A 17,608-nucleotide genomic window follows, 5' to 3' on the forward strand; every position below is an offset into this window, starting at 1 on the left:
GGAGCCCGCCCGGAATACCTCCGGAATGCCTCCGGAATGCCTCCGGAAACGACGCCGGTCCGGAACCCGAAGGTCCCGGACCGGCATTCCCCCGAACGAACGTGAGCGGTTACTCGCTCGCGATCGCGTTCAGAACGTTCATCCGCCCTGCCCGGAAGGCCGGGACCAGTGCGGCGAACAGGCCCACGAAGGCCGAGGCGGCGAACACCCCGAGGATCGTCGGCCACGGGATCTCCAGCACCTTCAGGCCCTGGAGCGCCAGCAGCTGCTGTGCGCCGATCCCCCAGCCCATGCCCAGCCCGAGGCCGAGCAGGGCGCCGAAGAGGGCGATGACCACCGACTCCAGGCGGATCATGCGGCGCAGCTGGCGGCGGGAGAGGCCGATGGCGCGCATCAGGCCGATCTCGCGGGTCCGCTCGACCACCGACAGGGCCAGGGTGTTCACGACGCCCAGGACCGCGACGATGATCGCGAGACCGAGGAGCCCGTAGACCATGTTCAGCAGCTGGCCGACCTGGTCCTTGAGGGCCTGCTTGTAGTCGGTCTGGTTGCGCACCTTGTACTGCGGGTACTCGGCCATCGCCGTCTTGACCGACTGGTACGCGGTGGCGTCCGACTGCCCGTCCTGCGCGCTGGCCAGCAGCATGAAGGGGAGCGGCAGTTTGTCGGCCGGGACGTTCGCCCGGGCCGCCTCGGTGCTGATGTACTTCATGCCCTTGTCGAGGTTGCCCTCGTCGCTGGTGATCGCGGCGACCTTCAGCTTGACCGTGTTGCCGCCGGTGAAGGCGACCGTCAGCTCGTCGCCGAGCTTGACGCCGTGCTGGGTGGCGTAGTCGGAACCGACCGACATCGCGTTCGCCGCGTACGCCGCCGCGTGCTCGCCGGCGACCATCTTGCGCCGGATGTCCTTGGCGTACGTCGGGTCGGTGGCGCCGAGCCCGTCCTCCACGGTGGTGCCGTCGGGGGCGGTGACCTTGGCCGCCACCTCGCGGTAGGCGGTGACGTGGTCGAGTCCCTTGGTGGCGCGCAGGGCCTGCTCGGCCTGCGGCAGCACGGGCTGACCCGTCTCGGAGTTGACGATGTAGTCCGCGCCGACCGACTTGTCGAGCTCCTCGGTCGCGGAGGCCACCATCGAGGAGCCGACCACCGACAGGCAGGCGACCAGCGCGAGGCCGATCATCAGCGCGGCGGCGGTGGCACCGGTGCGGCGCGGGTTGCGCAGCGCGTTGCGCTCGGCGAGCCGGCCCACGGACCCGAAGGGCCGCAGCACGACGCCGGAGAGCACCCGGACCACGCCCGCGGCGAGCAGCGGGCCGATCACGATGAAGCCGATGAGGGTGAAGACGACGCCCAGGCCCAGCCAGAGCGAGCCGGGGCCGGCCTTCTCGGCGGCCGTGGCGAGGTAGAGCCCGGCGCCGCCGATGCCGGTGAGGACCAGGCCGAGGACGGCGCGGACGACGCCGGCCTTCTTGTCGCCCGGGGTGCCGGACTCGCGCAGCGCGGCCATCGGGGAGACCTTGCCGGCCCGGCGGGCCGGGACGAAGGCGGAGATGACGGTCACGATGACGCCGAGGACGATGCCGATGACCGGGGTGGTCCAGGCGATCGTCAGGTCGTCGGTGGACAGGTGCATGCCCATGGAGCCCATGAGCTTCATCAGGCCGATCGCCAGGCCCACGCCGGCACCGACACCCAGGACCGAGCCGACGATCCCGAGGAGGAAGGCCTCCAGGACCACGGACTTCAGGACCTGCCCGCTGTCCGCGCCGATGGCGCGCATCAGGCCGATCTCGCGGGTGCGCTGGGCGACCAGCATCGAGAAGGTGTTGAAGATCAGGAAGATGCCGACGAGGAAGGCGATCCCGGCGAAGCCGAGCATCACGTACTTCATGACGTCGAGGAAGGAGCCGACGTCCTTGCGGTTGGCGTCCGCCGCTTCCTTGGCGGTCTGCAGCTTGTACGTGTCCGCGCCGACGGCCGTGGCGATGTTCTGCTTGAGCTGCTCGTCGCCGACCCCGTCCTTGGCGGTGACGTTGACGTGCGTGAAGGAACCGGGGGAGCCGAGCAGCGCCTGCTGCGAGGTGGCGGTGTCGAAGTAGACGATCGCCGCACCCGGGTTGGTCACGGTGAAGGTGGCGATACCGCTGATCCTGGCGCGGATGTCGCCGGTGATGGCGATGGTGCGCAGTTCGTCACCGAGCTTCAGGTGGTGCTTCTCGGCGGTGTCGGCGTCGACCATCACCTCGGTCGGACCGCGCGGTGCGTTGCCCGAGGTGATCTTCATGGACTTGAGCTCGTTGTCGCTCCAGTTGCCCGCGATGGTCGGGGCGCCGGTGGTCGAGCCCATGTTCTCGTTCTTGGAGTTGACCACCGTGACGGACATCGACACGACGCCGCCCTCGGCGCTCTTGACGCCCTCGGCCTTGCGGACCTGCTCGACGGCCGCGCCGGACAGGATCTCGGGGCGGCCGCGCTCGGGGGTCTCCTCCCCCGCCGCGGCCTCCTTCGGGCTGACGGTCACGTCGGAGCTGGTGACGGCGAACAGCTTGTCGAAGGTGGTGTTCATGGTGTCGGTGAACACCAGGGTGCCACAGACGAAGGCGACGGAGAGCAGGACGGCGACGGCGGAGAGCGCCATCCGCCCCTTGTGGGCGACGAAGTTGCGCCGCGAGGTCTTCAGGACGGTGCTCATGAGGTCCGCCCGCGCGCGTCGAAGTCCTTCATGCGGTCCAGGACCTGGTCGGCGGTGGGTCCGTACATCTCGTCGACGATCCGGCCGTCGGCGAGGAAGATGACGCGGTCCGCGTAGGAGGCGGCCACCGGGTCGTGCGTGACCATGACAATCGTCTGGCCGAGCTCGTCCACCGAGCGGCGCAGGAAGCCGAGGACCTCGGCGCCCGCCCTGGAGTCCAGGTTTCCGGTCGGCTCGTCGCCGAAGATGATCTGCGGGCGGGCGGCGAGGGCGCGGGCGACCGCCACGCGCTGCTGCTGGCCGCCGGACAGCTCGGTCGGGCGGTGCTTGAGGCGGCCGGCGAGACCCACCGTCTCCACGACCCGGTTCAGCCACTCCGCGTCGGGCTTGCGGCCCGCGATGTCCATGGGGAGCGTGATGTTCTCCAGGGCGTTGAGCGTGGGCAGCAGGTTGAAGGCCTGGAAGATGAAGCCGATCCGGTCGCGGCGCAGTTGCGTGAGCTTCTTGTCCTTCAGCCCGGTGATCTCGGTGTCGTCCAGGTGGATCTGGCCGCTGGTCACCGTGTCGAGACCGGCGAGGCAGTGCATCAGCGTGGACTTGCCGGAGCCGGAGGGGCCCATGATCGCGGTGAACTGGCCGCTCATGATGTCGACGTCCACGTCGTCGAGGGCGACGACACGCGTCTCCCCGGAGCCGTAGGCCTTGACGACCTTGCGTGCCCGGGCCGCGACGGCTGCATGCCCTCCAGTACCCCCGTGCCTGGTTTCGGTCATAGCCGTTGTCACGGTCTTTCTCCTTCTTCGAATGCGTGCGTCCGTTGTGTGCGCGTCGCCGACATGAGTCTCCGCCGGACGGGGTCACGGCGCGCTGGTGCCCATCGCCGTATCCGCCCGGGGGTTAACCCCACCCCCCGGCCCTGCTGCGTAGGTTCCAGTTAAGGAGACATCGGGCCACCCCACCTCCTCCGACGGGAGGAACGGCCCCTGGCCCGTAGTGCGGAGGGACCCCTAGGGGATCTGCACCCTTCGGCGTACCCGACCCTGGGGGATACCGCCCGGCACCGGGCGGTGAGATGGTGTTCCCCGCAGTTACGTGCAGGGGGAAGGAATCTCGGTGGCAGCGGCGGAGAGCACGGGCGCGAGTCCGGACGGCACACCCGCGGGGCATCCGGACCACACGTCCGGGGCGGGGGTTTCGGCCAAGGACGGGACCGCCGGCGCACCCCCGAGGAAGCCCGCCGCGCGCCCTGCGGCCCCGGTCGTCGCCTCGCTGATGCTCGGCATGGCCCTCGTCGCCCTCGACAGCACCATCGTCGCCACCGCCGTCCCGCAGATCGTGGGAGACCTCGGCGGATTCTCCGTCTTCTCCTGGCTCTTCTCCGGCTACCTGCTCGCGGTGACCGTCACCCTGCCCGTCTACGGCAAGCTCTCCGACACCTTCGGCCGCAAGCCCGTCCTGCTTTTCGGCATCGGCCTCTTCCTCGTCGGCTCGCTGCTGTGCGCGTCCGCCTGGAACATGGCCGCCCTCATCGCCTTCCGCCTCGTCCAGGGCCTGGGCGGCGGCGCCCTCCAGGGCACGATCCAGACCCTGGCCGCCGACCTGTACCCGCTGGCCGAACGGCCGCGGATCCAGGCCCGGATGTCCAGCGTCTGGGCCACCTCGGCCGTGGCCGGACCGGCGCTCGGCGGGCTGCTCGCCTCGTACGCGCACTGGCGCTGGATCTTCCTGATCAACCTGCCGCTGGCCGGCCTCGCCCTGTGGATGATCTCCCGTCACCTGAAGGAGCCGGTACGGTCGCCCGCGCGCCGGGGGCCCGTCGACTGGGCGGGGGCGCTGGGCGTCTTCGCCTGCGGCGGACTGCTGCTCTTCGCGCTCGTCCAGGGCGGGGTCGCCTGGCCCTGGCTGTCGGCGCCCTCGCTGGGCCTGCTGTGCGCGAGCGCGGTGCTGGCCGCCGTCGTGGTCCGGGTGGAACGCCGGGCCGAGGAACCGATTCTTCCAGGCTGGGTGTGGCGCCGGCGCACCATCGCCGCCGTCAACCTCGCCCTGGGGGCGCTCGGCCTGCTGATGGTGGCGCCCATGGTGTTCATGCCGACCTACGCGCAGTCCGTACTGGGCCTCGGCCCCGTCGGCGCCGGCCTGGTCATGTCGGTGATGACCCTGAGCTGGCCCGTCTCCGCCGCCTGCAGCCAGCACGTCTACCGGCGCATCGGCTTCCGGAACACCGCGGCCGTCGGGATCGGCCTGGCCGCGCTGATCCTCTACTCCTTCACCCTGCTCCCCTACCCCGCCCGGCCCTGGCAGCCCGCGCTGATCATGCTGCTGCTCGGCGGCGCCCTCGGTCTCTTCCAGCTCCCACTGATCGTCGGGGTCCAGTCCACCGTGGGCTGGGCCGAGCGCGGGACCACCACGGCCTCGGTGCTGTTCTGCCGGCAGGTCGGCCAGAGCGTGGGCGCCGCCCTGCTCGCCGCCGTCGCCAACGCCACCATCGCCGCCCGCCTCGCACAGGCGCCCGTACCCGGCCTCCCGGAGCACCTGGACGACGTGGCCGAGGCGCTGGAACGGCCCGAACTGCTCCCCGGAGCCGCCGCCGACTACCTGCGCGAGGCCGTGGCCCTCGCCGTGGAGCACATCTTCCTCGGCGCGACGGCGGCCGCCGTCGCCGCGCTCCTGGTCCTGTTGCTGGTGGCCCCGCGCCGGTTCCCCGTCCTGCCCGACCCGGGCCAGGAGTAGCGGGAGCGGGCGGCGCACGGAGGGTCGGCTTGTCATGGCTGGGCCAATCAGTGACCCTCGTGGCAGGACCGTTTCCGGGGGGATCACGCCATGGCATCCGCACTCTGCGCACTCGCATTACTGGCCGCACTGGCCGGCCCGCTCTGCCTGCGGCTCCGCCGCCGCCCGGGCTTCGTCACCGGCCGCGACGGGCGCCTGTCCACCTCGACGGCACTCGCCCTCGCCTGGACGGTGATCCTGCTCTGGCTGCTGCTGGCGATCCTCGGCTACGGGCTCACCGCGGGCGGCGGGGTCGCGTACTTCCGGGGCGCCGACGGCCCGCTGTCCACCCTGACCACGGTGTACCTGCCGCTGCTCGGCGGCCCGTACGTGGCCCTGATCGCGGCGAAGGCCGTCGTCGGCCTGCGCGTGGAGCACGGCACCCTGGCCAAGCCGGCCGCCAGGCCGACCGACTCCGGCCGCCGGCCCCTGCGGGAGCTGATCGCGAACGACAGCGGGCGCACCGACCTGGTGGACCTCCAGTACGTCGCGCTCAGCGCGGTCACCATTCTGTACGTGGTGCTGTTCTTCCTCGCGGACGTGGGCGGCGGACTCCCGCGCCTGCCCGCCGAGATATGGGCCCTGACGGGCGCCCCGGCGGGCGCGTACCTGGTCAACAAGCTTGCCGTGCGCGCGAATCCGGTGATCACGCACGTCTCGCTGGAGGACGGGCGGCTGACGGTCGAGGGCGGCGGCTTCGCCCCGGACCCGGCCGGCACCCCAACCCTCCTCACCGTCGACGACATCCCCCTCCCGGCAGGGACCGACCCCCTCAAGGGCGCCCTCACCGCCACCCTCGATCCCACGAGGACACCTCCGTTCACGGTGGTCGTCACGGCCCGGGGCCTGCGCAGCGACCCGTACCGATACGAGTCCCCGTCGAAGCCGGCCGTCCCGGCCCGGCACCCGGCGGGCTGACCTCCTCCTCAAACCGGGGTGTCGCCCTTGTGGCGGGCGTAGTACCGGGCCACCCGGGCGCGGTTGCCGCAGGCCGACGCCACGCACCAGCGGCGCCGGGGGTGCGCCGGCAGGAAGAGCAGGACGCAGTCGTGCGCCTCGCACGCGCGCACCTGCCCCACCCGCGGGTCCGTCAGGAGCTCCGCGGCCGCCTCGGCCAGCTCCGCCGCGAGCCGCCGGGCCGGCTCGGCGGTGCGGTACGCGGAGGCGACCGTCCCGGCCTCCTCGGTCCAGGCCAGCACCCGGTACGAGGGCGCCGCGGCCAGGGCCTCGTTCAGGACGCGCAGCGCTCCGGCAGGAGGCCCCTCCCCGCGCCGCGCCGCGTCGAGCGCCGGGCGCGCTGCCTCCCGTACGGCCTGCACGGCGGACACCTCGGCCGCGCCCACTGCCGCGACCGGGGTCAGCCGCCCCGCCTGCGCGGCCAGCCAGGCCGCGAGCCCGGCCGGGTCGGCGACGAGGTCGCCCGTGGCGGACTCGGTGTTGAGGAGGTCCAGCGCGAGGGGCTCACCGGTGAGCGGGAAGGTCACTGTCACCCGACTAATGCTACTCCAAGGTCTTGACCCATTAGTGATCACCGGCAAGACTAATGGAAACAAGGATACAGGAGGCATGTGATGACCACGGCTCGCCGCACCGTTCCCACCATCCGGCACCGCACCGTCGACGTGGACGGAGTCGCCGTCGCCTACCGCGAGAGCGGCCCCGCCGACGGACCCGTACTCCTGCTCCTGCACGGCTTCCCCACCGCCTCGCACCAGTTCGCCCGCCTGATGGACGCGCTCGGCGACACCCCGTACCGCCTGATCGCCCCCGACTACCCCGGCTTCGGCCGCACCGAGACCCCGGCCGGGTTCACGTACAGCTTCGACCGGCTCGCCGACGTGGTGGAGGGCTTCACCGACGCCCTCGGACTCGACCGCTTCGCCCTGTACGTCTTCGACTTCGGCGCCCCGGTCGGGCTGCGGCTCGCCACCCGCCGCCCGGAACGGGTCACCGGCCTGATCGTCCAGAACGGCAACGCCTACGAGGAGGGCCTCTCGGACGCGGCCCGCGAGTTCGCCGGCCTCCGGCGCGAGGTCCCCGGCAACGAGGAGCGCGTCCGCGGCCTCTTCACCCTGGAGGGCACCCGTTTCCAGTACGGGACCGGGGTCGCCGAACCCGACCTCCTCTCCCCCGACAGCTGGACCCTCGACGTGCACCACCTCGGCCTGCCGGGCCGCGCGGACGCCCAGGCCGACCTGGCCTTCGACTACGCCTCGAACTTCGCCCACTACCCCGTCTGGCAGGGGTGGCTGCGCTCCGCCCGGATCCCGGTGCTGGTCGTGTGGGGAGCGGGCGACCCCTTCTTCACCCCGGCGGGAGCGAAGGCCTACCTCCGCGACGCCCCGGACGCCGAGGTCCACATCTTCGAGGGCGCGGGCCACTTCGCCCTGGAATCCCACCTGCCGCAGATCGCCCCGCTGATCGAGGACTTCCTCAACCGTGTCGCGGAGAACCGGTGACCTCCCGGCACTCCCCACCGTCCGGTCGGGGACCGGGCGTACGGAACACGAACGGAAGAGTCACCTTCACGTACTGAGTCCGTAACGGTCCGTCAGAAGCGACTCGTCGCCGCTCCCGCCGGGGAATGAACCGAGCGATCGCCCAGTCCACGCGCACACGGGGGCCACCTTGCACACCAGTTGGAGAACCTACGCACTCGGAGCCGCGGCCCTCGCCGCGCTCCTCTCGTCCACGGCCTGCAAACCGGGCATCGCGGACACCAAGAACCCCGCCCCCTCCGTCACCTCGGCCCGACCGAGCACCGCGGGCACGAACAGCCCCACCGAGGGCTCGACCACGGGCCCGACGACGGGCACGGCCACGGGCACGGTGGCGTGCAACGACAACGACCTCAGCATCACCACATCGGTCTGGCGTCAGGACTCGGGCCAGCACCTGCTCATCACGGCCACCAACTTCACCGACAAGACCTGCACCCTCTACCACTACCCGTACATCGGCTTCGGCGCCGTCATCGACGGCCCGATCGATGCGATGGGGCCCGCACCTCAGGCGGTCGCCACGATCGGGCCGAAGGAGAAGGCGTACGCGGGCCTGTTCCTCTTCCGGGGGAGCGAGCCGACGGTCTCCATCGACGCGGTGTCCATCGGCTATCAGGACCGCGCCCTGAACAGCAACAGGGAGTCCTCGATGCTCGACGTCGCCCTGTCCAAGGAGATCGGCTCCCTCAACGTCGGAACCAACGCCCGGGTCACCTACTGGAACCGCGACGTCCGCGCGATCGAGGACTTCCTCTTCAGGTCCGGCACCCGCTAGGACGGGGACGGGTGGGGTGTCGGCCGGGACGTGGAAAGTGAAGTGTTGGCGCGGCACGAGCCCGTACGGACCACTCCGCCCAGGGCGCCATACATCGTGCAGTCCCGGACGACACCCCGCCCCGGCACCGGCCCCGGCAGAACCCCTGCCGCGCCACGGCAGCAGCGGACCCGCACAGCACCGGCCCCGCACTCGCACCCGCCCTAGCCCTCCGCAGGCGCCCGCCCCGTCAAGGCCGCCAGGCTGGACCGGACATGGTTCATGTGCGCCCGCATCTCCTCCGCCGCCTCCCCGTGCTCCCGCAGGATCCTCCGCGTCTCGCGCCCGATCCGCTCCTCCGCCACCCGCGCCCCCGCGACCAGCTCCGCGGCCCGCGCCTCCGCGTCCTCCTGCCCGTGCCGCGCCGACTCCTCGGCCTCCGCGAAGCCCCGCCGCGCCTCCGCCGACCGCGCCTCGGCGTACCGCTCCAGCTCCGCATGGCGCGCGTCCAGTTCGGCCTCGCGCGCCACCAGCTCCCGCTCCGCCGCCTCCCAGCGCTCCGCCTGCTCCTGCTCGCGCTCCGCCAGCTCCGCTTCCGCCCGCCGCCGCGTCTCCGCCAGCGCGGCCACCGCCTGCGCCCGCCACTGCTCCGCGTCCTCCCGCGCCGACGCCCGCGCGTCGTCCGCCTCGCGCTGCGCCCGCAGCAGCCCCTGCCGGGCCCGGACCTCCGTCTGCTCGCGCACCGCCTCCGCGTCGCCCCGGGCGAGCTCCGCCACCCGGTCGGCACGCGCCTCTGCCGCGCCGAGCGTCGCCGAGGCGTCCACCCGCGCGTCCGTCCGTACGGCGTCCGCCTCTTCCTCCGCGAGCAGCAGGATCCGGCGGGCCCGCTCGCTCAGTTCGTCGTACGTCTGCGGAGCAAGCGCGGAGACCGCCTCCCGCAGCCGCGCCGCCTCCGCCTCCATCTGCTTGGCCAGGACCGTGAGCCGTGCCACCCGCTCCCAGGCCTCGTCCCGGCTCCCGGAGAGCCGGGCGAGATACCGGTCGACCTCTTCCATGCGGTAGCCGCGACCGCGCACGGTCGCAATGGGTGCACTCATCCTGGATGCGCCTCTCTCGCGGGGATTCCCGTCAAGGATGCGTCATTTGCTCCCGGAAGCCCGAATGGCCGGGCCGAGACCCTGTTCGAAGGTCCCGACCCGGCCATCCAATCGATCATCCGATCAACCGATCAGAGCAATCCGTCCCACATCTGCTCCAGCAGCACCGACCACCAGCTCTCCGGCGAGGACAGCGCCGCGCTGTCGAGCCCCGCCAGATTTGCCTGGAAATCGACCGTCCAGCGGCCGGCCTGTTCCGGCGTCAGATGCTGGCGCAGCCGCCACATGTGACCCAGCATCGCGAGGGACCGTACGAACTGCGGCAGGCTCGAATTCACGAACTGCGGCGGCACCGGAGCGCCCCCGGGACCGCCCTCCACCGGCACCGCGACGATGTGCGCGGTGCCGTACTGGACGCACAGCGCCTTGCCGAAGTCGCTGCCGATGACCAGGTACGAGCCCGCGTCCGAAGCCGGCTGCACCTGCCGCTGCTGAGCCAGCTCGGCCAGCGTCGGCACCGGCTGGCCCGGCACGGCCTGCGCCCAGAAGAACGGCCCGAAATCGACGGGCAGACCCGACCACATCAGCGTCTGCGCCACGATCTCCGGCACACCCTGACGGGACACGGCCCGCTGGTCGAAGCGGAACACGCCCTGCGGTCCGAAGGCGGCCGTCAGCTCCTGTCCGATCGCCTCCAGCGGGATCGCCGGCTGGAGCGGAACCTGCGGCAGCGGCGCCCGTACCGGCGCGGGGCGCGCCGGGCCGTCCGCCACCTGGTGCAGCTCGCCCTGGTGGGTGAGCAGGTGCCGCATGCCCTGCTGACGGCCCGCGTGGTCCTTGCCGTACGGGGCCACGCTCGTGATCCGCACCTGCGGCCAGGTCTCCCGGATCATCCGGGCGCAGTAACCGCCGGGCAGTTCACAGGACTCCAGCTCGGTGTGCAGCTCCAGCACCTGCTGCGGCGGCACGTTCATGGCGCGCAGCTCGTAGAGGATCTGCCACTCCGGGTGCGGGGTGCCGGGCGCCGAGCGGCGGATGAGCTGCTGCTCGGAGCCGTCGGGCGCGCGGTAGCGCAGCACGGCCTGGTAGCCGGGGCCGACGGTGGGCGCCCCGGTCGGGGCCGGGGGCTGCGCGCCGGGTCCGGCGGGCGCACCCGGCGGCGGACCGGGCGGGCCGGGCGGCTGGGGAACACCGGGGCCGGCCAGCATCGTCGCGGCATGGTCGAGCCCGCCACCGGGCGCACCCGGCGCACCGGGAGCCGCGGGCGCACCGGGCGGACCCGGCGGCTGCGGTACGCCGGGACCCGCGAGCATGGTGGCGGCGTGGTGGGCCCCACCCCCGGGAGCGCCGGGAGCGCCAGGAGCACCGGGAGCACCCGGGGCGCCGGGAGCCCCGGGCGGGCCGGGCGGCGCGGGCGGCCGGCCAGTGACGGCCGGACCGGCGAGCATCGTCGCGGCGTGGTCGATCCCCCGGCCCTGCGACCCGGGAGCCCCCGGCGGACCGGGCGGCGCCGGCGGCTGACCCGCACCCGGAGCACCCGGAGCACCCGGAGCACCCGGAGCACCCGGAGCCCCGGGCGGGCCGGGCGGCGCGGGCGGCCGGCCGGTGACGGCCGGACCGGCGAGCATCGTCGCGGCGTGGTCGATCCCCCGGCCCTGCGACCCGGGAGCCCCCGGCGGACCGGGCGGCTGGGGAACACCGGGGCCGGCCAGCATCGTCGCGGCATGATCGAGCCCGCCACCCGGAGCACCCGGCGCACCGGGAGCCGCGGGCGGACCCGGCGGCGTCGACGGCCGGGAGACCTGGGCCTTGCTGGTCGGCGCGTCCGCGATGTCACTCGCCGCGGAACGGTTCGCCGAACCGCCCGCCGAACCGCCCGCGGAAGCGCCGTCCGGCGCCTCCAGTGCGGGCACGATCGCGGTCCTCGGCAGCTGGCTGCCGCCCGCCATCAGCGTGGTCTTCGCCTCCGGGGCCACCCCGGACGACGGCGCGTCCTCCAGGTCCGACCCGGACAGCGGCGGCGCGAACACGGTCGCGGGCAGCGGCACGGACGCGTCCTCCGCACCGGAGTTCACATCGGTGCCCGCCCAGGGCGTGGCACCGGTCGGCACGGCGGCCGGCACCCCGTCGTTGGCCGTGGGCTCGTACGGGATCTCGCCCCCGCGCCGCAGCGGCACGGCCTCGACGGGCGCGGCGGGGGCCGCGGCGTCGGCGGGCGCCGCCGGACCGGGACCCGCGGCGGCCGGAGCCGCAACCGCCGGATCGGGAGCCGGCGTCGGCGCGGACCTCGGGGCGATCCCGGCCCGGTCCGCGGCCTCCTGCAGCCACTCGGGCGGGCTGAGCATGAACGACGTCTGCTCGGAATCGATCCGCGGTGGCGGGACCGAAGCCTCCGCAGCCGCCGGCACGGCCCCGTACTCCTCCTCGTACCGGCGGATCACTTCACCCACCGGCAGTCCCGGCCACAGCGTCACCTCCCCGCTGTCCCGCGCGATGACCAGCCGCTGCCGCCCACCACCGGACACGGGACCGGCCGCGCGGTCCTCCGCCCACACCACGAATCCGAGCCCGAACTCCCGTACGCGCACCTCTCGGTGCTGGTACGCGGGCACGTCGCCGTTGATCCACTCCTCGGCGCGCTCCTGCGCCTGCGCAAACGTCACCATCGCGCGCTCACCCCTCCACCGGTGCCGAACCCGACACCGGAACCGAACGTGCGAATCCGCCGTCCACCATCAGACCGGCCACCGTCTCCAGCTCCGGCGGGTTACCCGCCAGCCGCTCCAGAAAGGCGTCGAAATCAGCTCCGCACGGCAGCAGCAACCGCTCCACGCGCTCCTGGACCGACCAGCCGTCCCGGTCGCGGGCATCGTCGTACGGGGAGAACCACACCGAGCCGATGCCCTCGCCCTTGACCTTCAGCGCGATCAGCCCGCCCTGGGCGAAGGCCACGCACAGGTAGTCCTTCGTGAGGTGGTCGCGCAGACACTTGTTGACGTACACGAGGTCGTTGATCGCCGCCTCCTCGCGCACCGTGAAGAACGGCTGGTCCACCAGCACACCGAGGTCCACGTCCAGGCCCGCACCGACCGGTGCGCAGCCGCCCGCGGCCTTCAGGAACGAGCGGTACGCCTCCGGCAGCCGGTAGCCGAGGTCCTCCTCGACGCCCTGGACCTGCTCCTCGGCGACCGACACCACGGACTTCGGCAGTCCCAGGTGCGCCGGGCGCACCTCCTGCAACGGCCGCGTACCGCGCTTGTCGTGGTCCACCGGAGCCGTCGTCAGGCCCGCGTGATGCCGCAGCAGGGCCTTCACCTCGACGGGGACCAGTTCCATGCGCCGCGAACCGGTCACGTGGTGCCAGGTCCAGCCGTGCGGGGTCGCCACCGGCCCGACCGTGTCCCACAGCTCGTGCCCGGCGGCCTTCATCGCCGCGTTCGCGGACACGTAGTCCGTCAACCGGAGCTCGTCCACGCCGAAGCCCTCCGGCGGTTCGGCGATCTCCACGGCCGCGCGCGCGTAGGCGGAGAAGTCCGGATGCCCGTTGCCGTCCATCCGCACCCCGTGGGGATGCCGAGCTGCCCGGACCGGGTCCGGGAAATGCACGACCTGCCCCGAGTAAGCGGCGTTGGGTGGCGCGGCCTGCTGCCCGAGCCGACCTGTCGTCATGGCGGTAGCCCCCTGCTGGATCTGGCTGGTTCACCACAGCCTATGCGCTGGTGCAAGAGCCTCACCCTCGCCCGACCGGCGCACCCGCCCGAGGGCCAGGAACATCCGAATTGATACGAATATTCGACCCCACTTCCGCATGACAGGTGACGTTTGACAGGCTGTCCCCGCAGCACGGGGGCGTGCGCGACAGCGGTCACCACCGCCGCCACGGGAGGGAAAAGCGCGACCATGCACAACACGGCAACACGCACAGATTCCGGCGACACCGCGCCGGATGCACCCGGCGCACCCGGCGCGCCCGCCCCGGCCGGCGAAGCCGCCGGTCCCGCCGGCGACCCCCGCCTGCGCTGGAGCAGCACGGACGGCCGCCCCGCCGTGCCCGTCCTGCGGTTCCGCCGGGACGGCATCCTCCCCACCGTCGCCGCCGCCCTCTCCGTACGCGGCGAGACCCTCACCGGCACCGCCGGCAAGGCCGATCAGCCACCGGTGCTCCACCCGCTCGTCCAGGACTTCCTGGACACCCTCACCAGCGGCCAGCGCGAACGATTCACCGGCCGGTGTCCGGAGGCGATCCTGCTCTCCCGCCACCTCACGGCCGTCGAGGGAGCCCGCTCCCGGCGCGCCTCCCGCAAGCCCCTCTCCCCGAGCGAGGCCCGCCGCTCCCTCAAGCACGCGAAGATCACCGCACGCCGCATCCGCGAGGACGGCGATCCCCTCCACGGCAGCTACGCCCCTCCCTGCCGCTCCTGCGACGCCCTCCTCGCCCACTTCGGCGTACGCTCCGTCGACCTCACCCCAGCCGAGTAGCCATGACCACCGCATCCGCCTCCTACGACCGCTCCTCGGCCACCCGGTTCCCGGCCGCCGTGGACTCCGCCCTGCGCACCGCCGGCTGGGAGCCGGGCCGCTGGGACATCAAGCAGGCCGAGTACTGGGCCGACGCCCTCCGGGACCACACCACGCCCGCCGGACACCGGCACACCGTCTTCCCCGCCGCCGTCGAGGCGTGGGCCGAATTCGGCGGCCTGACGGTCACCGCGCACGGCGCGGGCCGCCAGATCTCCCCGACGCCGGTCCGGATCGACCCGCTCACCGGACTCCACCTCGCGCGCACCTTCGCCGACCTCGGCCGGGCCCTCTCGACCCAGCTCTGCCCCCTGGGCGTCGAGGCCGACGGCGGCTCCCACCTCGCACTCGACCGCGAGGGCCGCGTCTACGGCATCGACCACACCGGCGACTGGTTCCTCGGCCCCACCGTGGACGAGGCCCTCACCCTGCTCCTGACGGGCCTCCAGCCCACCCGCCTGACCACCTAGCTCCCGCCGGCGTTGCCGACCCCGACCAACGTTCCGCGGTCCGGCTCCCGCCGGTCGGTGCTACTGCGGCTCTGCGGGGTCCGGCTCCCGCCGGTCGGTGGTACTGGGGCTCTGCGGGGTCCAGCTCCCGCCGGTCGGTGGTACTGGGGCTCTGCGGGGTCCAGCTCCCGCCGGTCGGTGCTACTGCGGCTCTCCCCGGACCCCGCGCCTCAATCGCCGGCGGGGCCGGGTGGTGCGGGGCGCTGCCCCACGCGTGGGGAGCGGGGACGGGGAGGGGTGTCCCCGCAGGACGAGCGCGCGACCGCCGGGGACAGCCGAGACATGCCCGCGCGCGCCGAGCCGAGGAGACACCCCTCCCCGGCCCCGCGGACCGACCCGCACCGCCCCCGGACCCCGGACCCCGGACCCCGGTCCGCACCGCCCCCGGACCCCGGACCCCGGTCCGCAGGACGACGCAGACCCGCCCGCCCCGCCGAGGGAACGCCGGCGGCCCGGCTAGGCCGTCGGGAGGACCGCCGAGACGCGAAAGCCCCCCGCGTCCGTCGGCCCGGACACGAACACCCCGCCCAGCCCCAGCACCCGCTCCCGCATCCCGACCAGCCCGTTCCCCCCGCTGGGGAGCCCCGGCTCGGTGGCCTTGCCGTCGCACGGGCCGTTCTCCACCTGCATGGCCACCTCACCCGACCGGTGCGCGAGCCGCACCACGACCCGCGCGCCCGGAGCGTGCTTGTGGCAGTTGGTGAGCGCCTCCTGCACCACGCGGTACGCGGTCTGCTCGACCTCCGCCGCGTACGCCGCCCCCTGGCCGTGCACCAGCATCTCCACGGTCATCCCGGCCGCCCGCGACTGCCCGACCAGCACCTCCAGCGCGTCGAGCGAGGGCCCGTCCTCCGCGCCCCCCGCGAACGCCACCGCCGCGACGGCCACGGCCACGGCCGGCACGGGGTCCACCACGGCCGGCTTGGGCGCCGCCCGGAGCACGCCGAGCATCTCCCGCAGCTCCGTCAGCGCCTGCCGGCCCATGTCCCCCACCAGCGCCGCGTTCTTCGCGGCCCGCGCCGGGTCCTTGACCGCGACCGCCTCCAGCGCGGCCGCGTGCACCACCATCAGCGACACCCGGTGGGCCACCACGTCGTGCATCTCCCGCGCGATCCGGGTCCGCTCCTCCGTCCGGGCCCACTCGGCCCGTTCCTCGGCCCGGTCCGCCAGCAGCGACAGCTCCCGCTCCAGCGAGTCCGCCCGCTCCTGCAGGCTCTCCATCAGCCGGCGCCGGGCCCCGATGTAGAGCCCGAACAGCACCGGCGGCACGGTCAGCGCCACCGCGACGAACCCGGACAGCACGACCACGAGCGTCGTGTCGGCCTCCACGTCCCCGCGGGTGCGCAGGTACATCACGACGAAGGTCGCGGCCAGCGACATCGAGGCCAGCGTGGCCGTGATCCGCCGGGGCACCTCGGAGGAGGCCAGCGTGTACATCCCGACCACCGCGAGCAGGAACCCCATCGCGGCCGGCGACACGGCGATCCCCACGAGCACCACGGCGATCGGCCACCGCCGGCGCAGGACGAGCGTGGCCCCCACCACGAATCCGAACAGCACCCCGACCGCGGTCGGCAGCCCCGCCTCTCCGGCGAAGGCCACGCCCTCCCACGCACACTCCACGGCGGACACGCCGCCGAGCGCCACGTCCCCCACGGCATCCCGCCGCCGCGCCCACCACAAAGGCGGCCCAGCGCGGCCTTCCACTTCCCCCGTACTGGTCATGCCGTCCAGCGTACGCAGCACCCTCCGCACACGGTCGAACGGAATTCCCGGAAACCCGGGGTAATCGCACCTACGACTGAATCGTCCGCCGATCGAGACCTGAATCCCGCATTCCGACCACATTGACGCCATGACAGAAACCCGACGTCGCCCCGGCGACGGAACCGGCGGCCTACGCACGGGCGCCACGACCTTCGAGGCCCTCCGCGAGCAAGCCGTGACCCTCCGCCGGGAAGGCCTCAGCCGCCGGAACATCCGCGACCGCCTGGCCGTCCACAACAACGACATCCTCAACCGCCTCTTGGAGGGCGAGCCGCCACCCGAGTGGACGAAACGCCCGAACGCAAGGGACGACCTCCGCGCCCGCGCCCGCGAACTCCGCCTCCAGGGCATGACGTACGACCGGATCCAGCTCGAACTCGGCTGCTCGAAGAGCTCGATCTCCCTCTGGGTCAGAGACCTCCCGAAGCCGGATCGCAAGCGCACCAAGGAGCAGTCGTCCGCCATCGCCCGTCGGGGATGGGACCGAACCCTTCAGGTGCGCGAAGCGGAAAGGCGGGAAACGAAAGAGGCCGCGAGCCGCGACGTCGGCCGCCTGTCGGAAAGAGAGCTATTCCTCGTCGGGGTCGGCCTCTACTGGGCCGAGGGCAGCAAGGACAAGGCGTACGCCCGGCGCGAGCGCGTGATCTTCGTCAACAGCGATCCGGACATGATCCGCCTCTACCTCGCATGGCTGCGCCTGCTGGGCATCAAAGGAGAGCGCCTTCGCTACAGCGTGATGATCCACGAGACGGCCGATATCGCAGGTGCGGAGAGGTTCTGGGCAGACCTCGTCGGCGCGGACCCGTCGCAATTCCTCAAGAGGACCGTCAAACGACACGACCCCCGGACGACGCGGATGAACGTCGGCGAGAGCTACTACGGCTGCCTCGCCGTTCGCGTTCCGCAAGGCGCCGATCTGTACCGTCGCGTCGAGGGCTGGTGGTACGGCATAGTAGGGGCTGCGTCCCATCTCGATCAACGAAATCGGACATAACGGGCAA

Annotated in this window: 14 protein-coding genes; 7 read left to right on the forward strand and 7 right to left on the reverse strand. The window is 72.9% G+C overall.

Going from position 1 to position 17,608, the window contains the following annotated elements:
- Positions 1-109: 109 nt before the first annotated feature.
- Together IE257_RS21935 and IE257_RS21940 are read right to left on the reverse strand one after the other, a co-directional pair.
- The gene (locus IE257_RS21935; protein ID WP_189971176.1) at positions 110-2,692 is read right to left on the reverse strand and encodes an ABC transporter permease; all 2,583 of its coding nucleotides are present in this window, start codon (positions 2,690-2,692) and stop codon (positions 110-112) included.
- Positions 2,689-3,465: an ABC transporter ATP-binding protein gene (locus tag IE257_RS21940; RefSeq protein WP_245385273.1), complete on the reverse strand. Its 777-nt coding sequence runs from the start codon at positions 3,463-3,465 to the stop codon at positions 2,689-2,691. Before IE257_RS21940 ends, IE257_RS21935 begins: the two co-directional genes overlap by 4 nt.
- Before the next feature lie 340 nt (positions 3,466-3,805).
- Here IE257_RS21940 and IE257_RS21945 point away from each other — a divergent pair, with 340 nt between their 5' ends.
- Positions 3,806-5,422, forward strand: a complete 1,617-nt coding sequence (locus IE257_RS21945; RefSeq protein ID WP_229920569.1) for an MFS transporter — start codon at positions 3,806-3,808, stop codon at positions 5,420-5,422.
- A 90-nt stretch (positions 5,423-5,512) separates the two neighbouring features.
- A complete protein-coding gene (locus tag IE257_RS21950; RefSeq protein WP_229920570.1) occupies positions 5,513-6,379 on the forward strand; it encodes a hypothetical protein in 867 nt (288 codons plus the stop codon).
- Positions 6,380-6,387: 8 nt separating this feature from the next.
- Here the strand turns inward: IE257_RS21950 and IE257_RS21955 are convergent, their stop codons facing one another.
- Positions 6,388-6,951, reverse strand: a complete 564-nt coding sequence (locus IE257_RS21955; protein ID WP_189971178.1) for a CGNR zinc finger domain-containing protein — start codon at positions 6,949-6,951, stop codon at positions 6,388-6,390.
- A gap of 81 nt (positions 6,952-7,032) precedes the next feature.
- On the opposite strand from IE257_RS21955, the gene IE257_RS21960 reads away from it, so the two are divergent.
- The gene (locus IE257_RS21960; RefSeq protein ID WP_189971180.1) at positions 7,033-7,920 is read left to right on the forward strand and encodes an alpha/beta fold hydrolase; all 888 of its coding nucleotides are present in this window, start codon (positions 7,033-7,035) and stop codon (positions 7,918-7,920) included.
- A gap of 169 nt (positions 7,921-8,089) precedes the next feature.
- A complete protein-coding gene (locus IE257_RS21965) occupies positions 8,090-8,737 on the forward strand; it encodes a DUF4232 domain-containing protein (RefSeq protein ID WP_189971183.1) in 648 nt (215 codons plus the stop codon).
- A 203-nt stretch (positions 8,738-8,940) separates the two neighbouring features.
- Here IE257_RS21965 and IE257_RS21970 read toward each other — a convergent pair whose 3' ends face one another.
- From IE257_RS21970 to IE257_RS21980, 3 genes are all read right to left on the reverse strand, one after another.
- Positions 8,941-9,813, reverse strand: coding sequence for a DivIVA domain-containing protein (locus IE257_RS21970; protein ID WP_189971184.1), 873 nt, complete (start codon positions 9,811-9,813; stop codon positions 8,941-8,943).
- A gap of 131 nt (positions 9,814-9,944) precedes the next feature.
- Positions 9,945-12,479, reverse strand: coding sequence for an SUKH-4 family immunity protein (locus IE257_RS21975; protein WP_189971186.1), 2,535 nt, complete (start codon positions 12,477-12,479; stop codon positions 9,945-9,947).
- Between the two features lie 7 nt (positions 12,480-12,486).
- The gene (locus IE257_RS21980) at positions 12,487-13,482 is read right to left on the reverse strand and encodes an SMI1/KNR4 family protein (protein ID WP_189971188.1); all 996 of its coding nucleotides are present in this window, start codon (positions 13,480-13,482) and stop codon (positions 12,487-12,489) included.
- 231 nt (positions 13,483-13,713) lie between these two features.
- Between IE257_RS21980 and IE257_RS21985 the strand changes: the two genes are divergently transcribed.
- Positions 13,714-14,292: a YwqJ-related putative deaminase gene (locus IE257_RS21985; protein WP_229920571.1), complete on the forward strand. Its 579-nt coding sequence runs from the start codon at positions 13,714-13,716 to the stop codon at positions 14,290-14,292.
- A gap of 2 nt (positions 14,293-14,294) precedes the next feature.
- Positions 14,295-14,801: an SUKH-3 domain-containing protein gene (locus IE257_RS21990; RefSeq protein WP_189971190.1), complete on the forward strand. Its 507-nt coding sequence runs from the start codon at positions 14,295-14,297 to the stop codon at positions 14,799-14,801.
- Between the two features lie 495 nt (positions 14,802-15,296).
- On the opposite strand, the gene IE257_RS21995 is transcribed toward IE257_RS21990, so the two are convergent.
- Complete coding sequence (locus IE257_RS21995) at positions 15,297-16,565, reverse strand: sensor histidine kinase (RefSeq protein ID WP_189971192.1); 1,269 nt, start codon at positions 16,563-16,565, stop codon at positions 15,297-15,299.
- A gap of 130 nt (positions 16,566-16,695) precedes the next feature.
- Here IE257_RS21995 and IE257_RS22000 point away from each other — a divergent pair, with 130 nt between their 5' ends.
- The gene (locus IE257_RS22000) at positions 16,696-17,601 is read left to right on the forward strand and encodes a hypothetical protein (protein ID WP_229920572.1); all 906 of its coding nucleotides are present in this window, start codon (positions 16,696-16,698) and stop codon (positions 17,599-17,601) included.
- Positions 17,602-17,608: the final 7 nt, after the last annotated feature.

This window comes from Streptomyces avidinii (assembly GCF_014650695.1).
GTDB classification, from domain to species: Bacteria; Actinomycetota; Actinomycetes; order Streptomycetales; family Streptomycetaceae; genus Streptomyces; species Streptomyces avidinii.